Here is a 13,126-nt window from a genome sequence, read left to right on the forward strand (position 1 = left end):
CCACAGACTTGAGAAAAATGGCGTATTTTTGCATTTTCATACACTCTTGCATGACCATAGACACAAGCCTCATCATACACCCAGCAATTACCATCATGGGATAGGTTAACTTCCTTTTCAATAAAGCCGCCTAAAGACCCCGCCTGTACATCATCAAAATCTTTTAAAGCTTTAATGCGATAAAGGCTTATAATATTTCGAGTAAGAGCATGTTTGATTTTTTTGATTTCACTAGTTAATTCGTATTTTTTGCACATAGAGATACCCTCACAATTTAATGTGATAAACATTTGATAAAATTTGAAATGAGATGTTTAAAGGAGGGCGCCCCCGCCGCGCCCGCGCGTGTCATTTACGCAGCATCACTTTCATATTCGCTGTCATTATCATCGTCATAATACCCTTCAAAATCAGCATAATACTCATGACGATAATAATCATCTTCGCTACCAAACTCAGGATATGCATCATCACAGATATCTTCATTAGCTGTTAAAGAGGCATTGCTATGAATATATGAAGAACCAGAGATAAGAGCATCACAAATAACGGCATCATCAAAAACACGTGATTCATCACAAATGTAAGCAGAGCCACTTATTTTTGCATTGCCTCCGACATGAGCATCATCACAAATGACAGCATTATCGGAAATATGAGCATGATCAGTGACACGGGCGTTATCATAAATTTGTGCATTGCCTTCAATTACAACGGCGTTGTTAGCATGCGCATTACCAGACAGCTTTGCATTGTCCTTTAATGTCATACCTTCAAAAATAGCATTCCCATAAATTTGAGCATTACCATAGACATCAACAAAAAAGCTTTTTACTTTAGCATTTCCAAAGACGCGTGCATTTTGAAAGACCCGTGCTTTATTATAAACCCAGCAATTGCCCTCATGAGATAAGTTGCTTTCATTTTCAATATACCCCCCTAAATCGCCTTTTTTGACATCATCAAAATCTCTTAAGGCTCTAATTCGAGTTAAGAAATGACCATCGATATATTCACAATCATCAATAAATTCGTATTTTTTTGCAGGCTCTTGTTGATTAACAGACGCGGTTTCATTTGCAATATTAGAGATAACGGGGGTGTTGTTTGAGATATTTTTCATAATTAAAACCTACATGTTTATATGTTTGTTATTGACAACCCTTTAAGGGCGTCGGGCGTTAACAAACACGGCATGTAGTCCGTTGCTTACACTTTTCCCATAAGGGTATTGTATGGTGTAAGCACACCCGACAAAATCATCATATATGCTAATTAAAGCATAAAAGATAGCCAGTTTTTAAAAGCTTTGGAAAGATTGTATCGTAATCTATCCGCTACATGTTTAGTGTTTGTTAATCACTTGATTATTTGTGTAACAAAATACGTATTTATTGTCAAATAATATTTCTATCTTTTTGATATTTTTTCTTATTTTTTAAATACGTTGTGTATTGATAATATCTTATGCTTATTAATTTCTTCTTTTATATTTATGTGCTTTTAAAGCTATATTATATGTTTTATGAAACGATTGCGTTATTTTCTGAATCTATACATTTATAATATTTAGAAACGCTCTCATAATGCGTATTTTAAACTTTATAACCTATCAATTTTGTTACTAAATGAATTTTAAATTTTTTGTGAATTTTGTTTATAAGGGGCTTTAATTTAAACGACCTTAATAGCACCGCGCTCTTATAACAAATGCTTTCATTTGCATTTTTGCTTTCTCTATAGTTGTTATGTTCTTTATAGCCATGGCATCATTTTTCATGTTCATAAGAGAAATGATAAATAGGATATATGATAATTGTGATTTATAGACCGTTATGAAAACACTTATGAAAACATCTCAATAGAAACTGATCATTATAGAGATGAGCAAAATTCCTTTTAATAAACTTTTGTCAGTCTTGTCAGTTCTTTTTAGAACCTATATCATTTTTTTTAAATGAGAGAAAATTAAAATCATTATATTTCAATAAGTTAAGTTTTATCAATTTTTCAAAATACAACTTATTAAAACAGCCATAACAAATAAATACAACTGTAAATATATATTTGTCAGTTTATGTCAGTACATTGAATCGACAAAAGTGATCATTTAGTAAATGATTAAAACATGTCTTATGAGAGTATGTGATCTTTTAAAGCCTTTCAAAAGAAAGGGATTATAATCATAATAAATGCTATCAAGATCCTTATGGTTATGAGTTTTGAAGGGGTTTTGAGTTTTGAGGGTTGCTGCTATTATGTAAAAAAACGATAAAAAGTAAAAACGTTATTTTTCAATATGTTAAGATTTTACAGACCTTTAAAAAACAACCCATATTGATAACACAACCTATAAATTCAACTAATAATATACGTTTTGAGGGGGTTTTGACGGTTTTTACACCTTCAAAACCTATAAGCAAAATGAATATACATAACTCTCTTTAAACAAAGCTTTTGATAACAATAAAGCACTCATTTTAGATTACGGTATAATCTCTTAAAGGCAATGTAAAAAAATCTAATTCACTTTAAGAGTGGATTTCTTAAATTTTGCAAAACAATCTAAAAAAATTATTTAAAAGTTCAAATCGTATCTTTAATTTGAATTATAAATACATTATTAGACTTTTGCATTAATCAAAGGTTTATGATGATGAAGTTTTTTATTTTACTTTGTTTGTTAATACTCACAGCTTGTGGTCCTATAACACATTTGAACGGAATTGTTGATCCAAACTACAAGGGACGATTTCAAACGAAAAAGATGGTCATAGGAGGTGTTGGCATGTCTATTTCTGAGCAAAAAGCACTTGAAGACACCTTTGAGAAATCGCTTGCTAAATACAATGTACAGATATTGAGAGGATTAGAACTTTTCCCTCTAACTCGTAATTATTCCTATAACGAGAAAGAGGAAATTATAACAAATAAAGGCGCAGATGCAGTCCTAATAGTTAGCGTTGATAATCGTGCTATATCGCAGACATATATCCCGCCAACGTATCATCCGGGAACCTCTACAAGTACTATTTCGGGATTTGGAAACTTTGCTACCATAGAAACTGAGACGACACCAGGTTATGTGACCGGTGGATATAATATTAGTAAGCCCGCCATAAGTGTTAGTGTTTATCTTATTCACCATACAAAAAACAAAGAAACCATATGGCTAGCAAAAGGCTATAGCGATGGAAATGCTTTTGCATCATTTTCTAATCTCATAGTAAGCGTTGCTGAAACAACTGTTGAAAAACTAGCCAAAGAGGGGCTTATAGTCCCAAAGTAGAGTTAGGAAAATAGCAGCATAATCACGAATTTTAGCCACAAGGTCGATGTTAATAAAGCTATCATTTTAGATTACGGTATAATCTTTTAAAGGCGATGTAAAAAAATCTAATTCTATTTAAGAGTGGGTTTCTTAAAAGTCTTAAAGCAATCCCAATAAGAGTGTTTAAAAGTACAAAGCCTTATTTTTAGAATAACGCATATTAGGATTGTATCTAATCAACTTAACAAAAGAGGTATAGATTATGGTTATAAGATTCTATACCCCTTTGTGAGTTTAGCAAGCCAAGTCTATTCAGTTTCTCTAATTTCTAATTTTGGTAAGTTCTTAACGATTTTCATTGTCTCTAAACTTATGGTAATAACCCTCTGAAATAACTCTAGAGGGTAGGCAGGGTTGCCAATGGTTTCAACAGCATAACGATTGGCATCATTAACAATGCCACTCTTTTTATCAGTCTTAACACATTGACGCCCCATAACCCATTCAAGAGCGGATTTACCATTAACGATATACTCACAAGCGTCAAGAGGGATATCTGTTATTGTGATATTGTTATTATAAATAACAGTGGTTTTATCTTTCTCTTTACCTGCTTTTGCGAATTTCATTTCAGTCACGTAATAGAATTTTTCTGGATTAGAGATCTCTGTAACTTTTGGATTACCTTTTTTAAAGGTTACGGGATAAGGTTTTACAGTTTCATAATTCACGTGCAAATGATCCAGTTCACGCCCTGTTACAACAGAGTTCCGTTTTCGTATAAGGGGTTTAATTCTCTTCAAAAGAATTAAAACGAAGCTTATTAAATCCATTTTGAATGAATTGAGAAAAAATGCAGAAAAATGCTAAAAAAGCCGATAATTTTTTCAAAAGTTTTTTAAATGCTGTTTATACGCAGCCCATGAGAGAGATCAGATCAGCAAAATAGTGAAATTTGCTGTTTATTTTATGGAAAAAAGACAAATGAAGCATGTGCTTTTAAAATATCATAATGATTATTTTGATAGGTTTTATGAGTCACTAAAATAATCTAGTTTGTTAGTTCAATTTACAGACACAAACTGACAAATATATATTATTGATTGTATTTAAGGTTGTATTGTCGATATAGGTTGTATCGTTAAAATACTAACATATTGAAATATAATGTTTTTAATTTTCTCTCATTTAAAAAAAATAATATAGGAGCTAGAATGAACTGACAAGACTGACAAAACTCTTCTGATAAGGTCACTCAGATCATTTGCTTTTGGAAAAAAGTTCCTTGATGAGAATGCCATAAAAAGAGTTTTGCGTGGTTGTCTTAAAGACTTCAAAAGAGATTTTTTTATTGTTTTATGCTGTTGTTTTTAACCAAAGGATGCCATTCATACCGTCTATCAGGACGCCGACCTAATTCATTCCCCTCTATAGGAAATTCACGAATATAGTTACAACGACATAAAAGCTCTAAAGCTTGCTTAACGGTTTGATTGTCTTTTAAAGATCTCCAACACCGTCTATAGATATCTCTTGCCGTAAAAACATTGGGTAAAAGATCACAGCGCTCTACAATTAATTTTGCACGCTCTGCTGTTAATGTATCATTCGCCGCATAAAGACGTTTTGCATGACTTATCAGATATTCTTCCCAATATAAGGCTCTCTCAAGGGCATCTCTATTGATTTCAAAACGCCCCCCTTCACTCAATTCAAAAATCAATGCAAGGGTTGGTATGGTTTTATTCATTTTCAAAAGATGCGCTTGTAAACTTGATGAGAAATGACCTCCTTTGATTGTTCTTTGAAAATTTTCCCACCATACACGAAACATTTCTTGAGCTTCAGCAGAAAAGCGTATGGTAATAGGGTGTTTTGGTGATCCTAATGGTTTATCATAAAGAGAACGAAAAATTCCTTGATAACTTTCCCATGCCTTTTGATTGGGAGGTCTATCAACCCATAACCGCTCTTTTCGTTCATCGGGCCACACCAGCATTTGAAATCGTTGCAATAAGCCGTCATTATTTGTTCCATGGTGCATTGCTTGAATAATGGGAATAATCCGTGAAGGTTGAATGCCCCCAATAATGGAAATGGTTGCATTGGGAATAAAAATGGTTCCACGTCCTATACGGTCATAGGTGTATGATTTTTTGCCATTAAAAGCTGTTAGATAAAAAGAACGGTCTGATTGATATTCCTTCCGTTCCAAATCGGATAAAAAACCAGATAATTCATCACGAACCAACAATAAACCACGGGGGTTTTCTTTTAACAATTCCCCAAGCTTTTCGACGGTCACATCGTTGACAATAAGACGTCGTTTATTAAGCGTGTCATCTTCCTCACTTTCTTTATGTTCAAGAGATTGAGAAAGAAGAGCAAGGGCTTGTTCCTCGTCTTGATCTTTGAGTGCTTTGTAGGCTTGTTTTTTCTTTTCTCTTTTGTCTAATTCAATAAGAATATCTTTTGTTTCTTGCTGTTTTTTCTTCTTTAACCATTCTTGATGCCATTCCTCTTGAAAAACATCAAGAGGTGCTAAAGCAGCTTCCATGGTATCTGTTTTTATAGTTGAAGGTTCCCCCACAAGGCACCCCAGAGATTAGGAACAATTTTCCAATTGGCATGTTGTTTTGGAGAAACCCGCACGCCATTTCCAATGACAGCAGACAATCCACATAAAGCAGAAACAGCAACAAAATCGATAGAAGATTGTTGAATATCAGCAACGTCATAAACATAGTTTATTAATGGTGTTGGAAGCAGGAATATTTTAAAAGGCTCGACGGGTAAGAGAGCCGTAGCAATCGGTTGTAATTGCCCCCAACCATTTTGTTGCAAGGCTTGTTCATAAGAAATGGCTTTTAAACAAGTATTTTCGTTTAAAGAGACATTATCGTTATCATTGATGGGAGTATTTTCATTATTGTTTTGTAAATTACTATCTTTCATAGTTTCCCTCTTTTAAGAAAGTAATACGTTATTAAAATCGGTTCCTTTTGGAGCTTGCATCATAAAGACCTCAAAGCCTTGTCTATAGGCACGCGCAGCTAGGGTAAAACCTGCTTTACGACCCGCATCATCGCCGTCCATTGCAATGGTGAGACGCCCTTTTGTATGGGGTAAATTCACACGCATCATGCCACTGGTTGAAAGGGACGCCCATAAATCAACGGGCTCTGATAACAACCCAGACAAAAGAGCCAGACCGGTTTCAATGCCCTCACAAATGACCAGATGTTTGGGATTGTCTTGACTTAAATGCACAGCACCACCCGTTACAGATCCCAACATGGCTTTTGCTGGTTTTTGATCTGTTTTGCAGCCATTGTCTTTTAAAAAGGTTCTATGAATGGCAAAGGAACCAGCACCCTTAACAAGAGCCACCAACGCGGGCAGTGTACCCCCAGAGGGGTGTGGACATTTGTCGTAAAAGCGTAAATCAGTAGGCAAATCACATGTAATACCCCGCATACGTAAATAGGTTTCTGCTAAAGTATTTTTGATTGGTTGGCTTTGTTGCCAAATTGTTTTTGCTCTCTCTGCTTTCTGTTTTACTCGTTTGAGATCAGCACAAAACTGTTTTGAGAAAGAGAGCGTCTGATCATAAGCTTGTTTTCCAAGCAAGCCAATTCTAATGAGCGCTTGTATGATCTCTCTAAAAGAGCAACCAGCATAACAATAGAGTAAAAGACGCCCATCATGTCCATTGGCAAGGGATAAGCTAGGCAGCCTATCATCATGAGCAGGGCAACGGGCTGTTCCATAACGCCCATGCCAAGTACCACGCAAGGCACGTGTGATACCTTGCGCATTCTTAAAAGAACACATCATTTTAAATCCTATAACGTTGCGTCATAGGACGGATTGTGCTATCTCTAGGGTGATGAGTTTGAGAAAGCCTTGTCCGTCCTTACGTGACAAGGTTTTTTTTTATGCCGCGTCACTTTGACGTTGCTGTTTTGCTTGTTCGATGACATTGATAAGATCCGATTGTAACCAACGGGACAAAAAACCAAATTTTAAAGGTTTTGGGAGAGAGCCATTGGTTACATGACGGCGGAATGTTGAGACACTCATATGAAGCAATTTTGCACTTTCACGGTCTGTCAAAAGAATATCATTTTCTGTCATACTAAAATCCTTTCTATCAAAAAATGGTAACAAATCATAACTATTTATTAACCACATTTTGGTTCATTTAGAAAGATGTTTTATTCATAGAAAACAATATTTTATTATACAATTTCTAATGTGATAATTTATGACTCTTATTGAGAAAGAATGAGAGACAAGAGAGAGAAAGTTATCCACAGATAATGGGGTTATTCACCCCATATCTTAAGATTGCCCCGTGACATAAGCCGCCCATTTATCCATATAAACGCGGCGCTGTTCTAGATAATCAGTACGACGATAGGCACGCTCTACTTTACCTCCTACTGTATGACTTAGAATGGTTTCAGCGACCTCATAGGGAGCATCGGTTGTTTCAGCAAGCCAATTGCGTAAACTAGAGCGAAAACCATGGGGGCAGGCATCAATCTTATTCTCTCTCATATACTTTGCCATACAACTATCAGCAAGGGGACCGCGACCGGTAGCAGAAAAAAAGAAATCATTGCGAGAGAACAAGCGCGCTTGTTTTAAGATTTCTAATGCCTCTGATGATAAGGGCACACGAAATTCTGTTGTAGCATCACGCAAACCTTTCATATTTTCAGCAGGGATAGTCCAGATATCTCCATCAACTTGATCTTTATGAATATGACACAAAGGATTGGTACGAACCCCTGTCAGAATAAGCAAACGCAAAGCCAGTTGTGTTAAGGTTGATGCTTCGCAAAGTGTTTTATAAAAGGTAGGGACATCTCTCCAATCCATAGCTGGTAAATTTTGTGTTTTATGACGTTGTTTACCTAAGAGCGCACGTGCTTTTTCTGTTGCTTGTAAATCAACATTCAAACCCAAGGCAGCCGCATGTTTGAGACAAAGATTAAGACGGGTAAGAGCTCTATTAGCTGTTCCAGCTTTTGAATGCCAAATAGGGGCAAGAACATTGCGTATCTCTGTTTGTGTAATCTCAGAAACAGGCAGACAGCCTAATTTAGGGAGAATATGTAGGCGTAAAGGTGCAAACCAATTCCCATCTTTACCATCCCCTTTTAACTCAGATTTCCGACTTTCAAAAGTATCTAAAGCAATATCTTTTAAGTAATGAAGATTACTTATTGCCTCACGCTTTTGTTTATCGCGTTCTTTAATAGGGTCACGACCCTCATGCAAAACAGAACGCCATTGATTTGCTAATTCACGGGCTTTTTTTAAAGAAACATTTTGCAACGCACCCAAGCCCATTTCACGGCGCCGACCATGAATGGTATAGCGATAAATCCATTGAGCACCTCCATCTTTACGCTTATGAAGTAACAAGCCGGCACCATCATTATATTTGCCAGCTCCCAATGTTGCGACAGCCCTTGCATTAAGACGGTTCATAAGAGCCATTTTTAGTCCTTTCTTATACAGTTTTTATCCATACACTCATCCCACTTGTTATGTGCAAATGAGTGGTTTTGATTGATTCAAGATAAACAGATTTGAAACGAGAGAATCCTACGTTATTCGGGACTCTCATTCAACATACAAAACAGTGAATTATCATTATAAATCAATACCTTGTCCAAGCAGTGGGACGTGTGATGCGTCGTGCAAAAGGCAAAAAGATGGGCTATATCATTTTGCCGGTTGGTGTTCCTGCTGGTGTTTCACCAGAAGAGGCATTAAAAAACAATAAGAGATACAGTGTTGTCTGGCAAGTTCTCAATGCTTTGCTTGCCCATGATGAGAATTTTAGTAAAACCCTTAACCAGATGGTCTTAGGACAAGACGTAAGCTCTATCATCGACATTGTTACAGTTTCTAAAAAGACCGAATTAGAGAATGTCACCACGGTTATTGACGAAATCACGCTCCACGAAAAATCAGAAAAATCCGGACTTCGTATTGGGACACAAGCTCATGAACCGCACCAAACATATGAAGGACAAGGAAGATTGCCCTTTTTTGTTGAGTTTCCCAATGCTCTCAAAACACTGATTGTTAAAAAATCTACTATGAGTGATTATTGGGGCATTTGGGCTGGCAATGTTGCTGAGATTGCACAAAACCATATCACACGCCTTCAAACTATGCTTTCTGATCAAACAAGCGAAGCTTATCATGCCTTTGATACGTTTTATAAAGAATTAAAAAACAACTTAAACAGTGAGATAAAGCAAGAAGAAGCGATTGAGATGTTAGCGCAACATCTTGTAACGCGTCCCGTGTTTGAAGCTTTGTTTGAGGGCAATGAATTTGTGCAAAACAATGCCATTTCGCAAGCAATGGAAAAAATCTTAACAGAACTCGATAAAACCAATATTGAGGAAGAATCCAAGGAATTACAAGAGTTTTATGACAGCGTAAAGTTCCGTGCCTCTGGCATTACAGAACCACAGGCAAGACAAAATCTTATTATCAAGCTTTACGAAGATTTTTTTACCAAGGCATTTAAGAAAACCACGGATAGGCTTGGCATTGTTTATACCCCCGTTGAAGTTGTGGATTTTATCATTCATTCTGTTGATGATGTGTTGCGTAATGAATTTGGAAAAAGCTTAGGGTCACGGGGTGTTTCTATTCTTGACCCTTTTACGGGTACTGGGACCTTTATCACACGGCTTTTACAATCCAATCTCATAAAACCAGAGGATATGGAATATAAATTCCGTCATGATATTCATGCCAATGAAATTGTTTTGCTTGCCTATTACATAGCAGCGATTAACATTGAATCGACTTATCATAGTATCATGAAAGGTGAGTACATTCCTTTCAAGCATATTGGTTTGACCGATACTTTCCGCATGCTTGAAGAAAAGAACCTTCTGCAAAAATTATTCAAAGAAAACAGTGAATATTTAGAGCATCAAAAGAAACTGGATATTAAAGTTATCTTTGGTAACCCTCCTTATTCAACAGGTCAAAAGAGTGCGAATGACAATGCAAAGAAGACCCCTTATCCACTATTAGATAACCATATTCGTGAAATCTATGCTGCTCAATCTAAAACACCTTTTGTTCAAGCACTTTATGACAGCTATATTCGTGCCATTCGTTGGGCTAGTGATCGTATTGATAATGCTGGAATAATCGGCTTTGTTTCTGGTTCAGGTTACATAGAAAAATCGACAATGGACGGTTTACGAAAATCTTTAGCCAAAGAATTTAGCAGTATTTACGTACTCAATTTACGAGGAGATATTCGTAAAAACATGTTAAGTAATGGGGCTGCTCAAGAAGGGGAAAATGTTTTTGGCAATGGTAGTATGACCGGTATCGCTATAACGCTCTTTATCAAAAAGCCCAATGTGACTGAATCATGTAAAATTTACTATCACGACATTGGTAGTAATCTTACAACTAAAAGGAAACTTGAGATCCTTGACGAATTTTGCAGTATTGATGGTATTACCCATGAACAAGGCTGGCAACTCATTACACCAGACAAGCATGGTGACTGGATTCATCAACGTGATGACAGTTTCAACGCATTTTTAGCTTTAGGCGTTAAAAGAGGGCATGATAAAAAGCTTTTTGAGACTTATTCTTGTGGTATTGTAACTAATCGTGATGCCTGGGCATATAACTCGAGCCTTGAGGCTTTAGGGAAGAACATGAGCAATATGATTGCTTTCTATAATAGTGAAGTAAAGCGTTTTAATGAAGCCTATGGGCATGTTGATAGTATAATACGTGAAAAGGCTGTAGACAGTTTCATCAATGCCGATACAAGTAAAATCAGTTGGAGTTATCATCTCAAAAAAAAATTGCTTAAAGCAAAACTCTTTCCTTTTGACAATAACTGTCTTACACAAAGTCTTTATCGTCCTTTTACAAAGCAGTGGCTTTATTACAATCGCAGTTTCAATGAAATGGTTTCTCGAATACCACGTATGTTTCCGATAGGACAAGCGGTTGAAAATCAAGTAATTCAAATTACAGGCATAGGAGCAAGGTGTGGTTTTTCTGTTTTGATGAGTAAGGATTTACCTAATCTAGATGCAATAGAAAAAGGTCAATGTTTTCCACGTTATATTTACGAAGATACTGAATCTTTAAAAAATAAAAAACAATCCCTTTTATTTACAAACTCTATAGAAGAAAGCACAACAGCTGATTTACAAAGGCGTGATGCTATTACTGATGAGGGGCTAGAACATTTTAAAGCAGCTTATCCTAATGAAACTATCACGAAAGATGATTTATTCTATTATATTTATGGTCTACTTCATTCGGAAGATTATCGTACACGTTATGCTCATAATTTATGCAAAGAACTGCCTCGTATCCCTTGTGTAAAGAGTGCTGGTGATTTTTGGAAGTTCGTAACAGCAGGGCGTGAACTCGGTCATTTGCACATGAATTATGAAGATGTAAAACCTTATCCAGTGACTTTTAAAAAGGGTAATCCAAAAGTTACAGAAATCTCTAATCCTGAGAAATTCTATTATGTAACTGAAATAAAATTCGCAAAAGCAGGTAAAGAGAAAGATAAATCAACTGTTATTTATAATAACAATATCATCATGACAGATATCCCTCTTGAAGCTTATAAGTATATCGTCAATGGCAAGCCCGCTCTTGAATGGGTTATGGGGCGTCAATGCGTTAAGACTGATAAAAAGAGTGGCATTGTGAATGATGCCAATCACTATGCTGTTGAAACCGTTGGCAACCCTGCTTATCCATTAGAGTTGTTTCAAAGGGTTATTACCGTAAGTTTAGAGACAATGAAAATCGTTAAGAACCTACCAAAACTAGAAATTAGAGAAACTGAATAACTTAAAAGCGTGCTCACATAATGGGTATGATAAACTCACAACGGGTATAAGGTTTTATACCTATAGGTTCTATGCCCCTTTTATAAATTGCTTACATATAATCTTTAAAAGAATATTTTATATGCGTTATCATAAAAGATAAGGCTTTGCACTTTTTAACACTGTACTTTGGATTGCTTTAAGATTTTTAATAAATCCCATCTTAAAGTGAATACGCTTCTTTTACATTGCCTTTAAAAGATTATACCGTAATCTAAAATGATAGCTTTATTGTTATCAGAAGCTTTGTTTAAAGAGAGTTATGTATATTCATTTTCTTATATTACTTATAGGTTTTGAATGTTTCTCAAACCCCCAAAACACCTACAAAACCCTCTTAAATATATATTAAAGATTGTATTTATGTTTTGTGTTTAATATAGGTTGTTTATTTGAAAGATTAACTTATTGAAATATAATGACTTTTATTTTTTATTGAAAAATATGTAAAGGGGGGAGCGTAAAAAGCACCTCCAAAACCCCCTAAACCTCCAAAACTCATAACCATAATGGTCTTGATAGCATCTATTATGATTATAATCCCTTTCTTTTGAAAGGCTTAAAGGATCATATGCTTTTCATAAAGCACATTTTAATCATTCACTAAAATCATAAGATTCGTCTGTTAAATAAACTGACATAACCGATAAAATAGACAAAAGCCCATAAAAAGTAATTTTAATAATCTATGAAATAATAGGCTGTTTCATTAAAATCTTGCACCAAAACCATGATCAGAGCCACACTACTGTTGAGTTTCTCAACTAGTGATCAAGGCTTTGGAGCGCGTCTTATTTTCTAAATTTCTGAAATCTTTTCGATATTTTTTAGGTGCTATTTCTTGTCTTTTTTTCCGATAAAATTGACTATTTTCTCTTTCCACGAGCGGGGTTGCTCCTTGCTGGTAACCTCTTGTGGATCATCAAGC

Annotated in this window: 6 protein-coding genes and 3 pseudogenes; 2 read left to right on the forward strand and 7 right to left on the reverse strand. The window is 35.6% G+C overall.

The window, feature by feature from the left end; translation table 11 throughout:
- Together ACFILL_RS08080 and ACFILL_RS08085 are read right to left on the reverse strand one after the other, a co-directional pair.
- Positions 1 to 257: pseudogene (locus ACFILL_RS08080) on the reverse strand (hypothetical protein); the annotation flags it as partial.
- A 95-nt stretch (positions 258 to 352) separates the two neighbouring features.
- Entirely contained in the window at positions 353 to 1,123 is a 771-nt protein-coding gene (locus tag ACFILL_RS08085) for a hypothetical protein (RefSeq protein WP_375643685.1), read from the reverse strand.
- Positions 1,124 to 2,656: 1,533 nt separating this feature from the next.
- On the opposite strand from ACFILL_RS08085, the gene ACFILL_RS08090 reads away from it, so the two are divergent.
- Entirely contained in the window at positions 2,657 to 3,289 is a 633-nt protein-coding gene (locus ACFILL_RS08090) for a hypothetical protein (protein WP_375643684.1), read from the forward strand.
- A 290-nt stretch (positions 3,290 to 3,579) separates the two neighbouring features.
- Here ACFILL_RS08090 and ACFILL_RS08095 read toward each other — a convergent pair.
- The 5 genes and pseudogenes from ACFILL_RS08095 to ACFILL_RS08115 form a co-directional block, all read right to left on the reverse strand.
- Positions 3,580 to 4,035, reverse strand: a pseudogene (locus ACFILL_RS08095) (type ISP restriction/modification enzyme); the annotation flags it as partial.
- Between the two features lie 584 nt (positions 4,036 to 4,619).
- Positions 4,620 to 6,226: pseudogene (locus ACFILL_RS08100) on the reverse strand (YfjI family protein).
- Positions 6,227 to 6,238: 12 nt separating this feature from the next.
- Positions 6,239 to 7,108, reverse strand: a complete 870-nt coding sequence (locus tag ACFILL_RS08105; RefSeq protein WP_375643683.1) for a toprim domain-containing protein — start codon at positions 7,106 to 7,108, stop codon at positions 6,239 to 6,241.
- A 99-nt stretch (positions 7,109 to 7,207) separates the two neighbouring features.
- A complete protein-coding gene (locus ACFILL_RS08110; protein ID WP_011180791.1) occupies positions 7,208 to 7,408 on the reverse strand; it encodes an AlpA family transcriptional regulator in 201 nt (66 codons plus the stop codon).
- Between the two features lie 207 nt (positions 7,409 to 7,615).
- Positions 7,616 to 8,782, reverse strand: a complete 1,167-nt coding sequence (locus ACFILL_RS08115) for a tyrosine-type recombinase/integrase (RefSeq protein ID WP_375643682.1) — start codon at positions 8,780 to 8,782, stop codon at positions 7,616 to 7,618.
- 191 nt (positions 8,783 to 8,973) lie between these two features.
- On the opposite strand from ACFILL_RS08115, the gene ACFILL_RS08120 reads away from it, so the two are divergent.
- The gene (locus ACFILL_RS08120; RefSeq protein ID WP_375643681.1) at positions 8,974 to 12,159 is read left to right on the forward strand and encodes a type ISP restriction/modification enzyme; all 3,186 of its coding nucleotides are present in this window, start codon (positions 8,974 to 8,976) and stop codon (positions 12,157 to 12,159) included.
- Positions 12,160 to 13,126 lie beyond the last annotated feature (967 nt).

Source organism: Bartonella sp. AP20NXHL, assembly GCF_042196165.1.
Taxonomy (GTDB): domain Bacteria; phylum Pseudomonadota; class Alphaproteobacteria; order Rhizobiales; family Rhizobiaceae; genus Bartonella.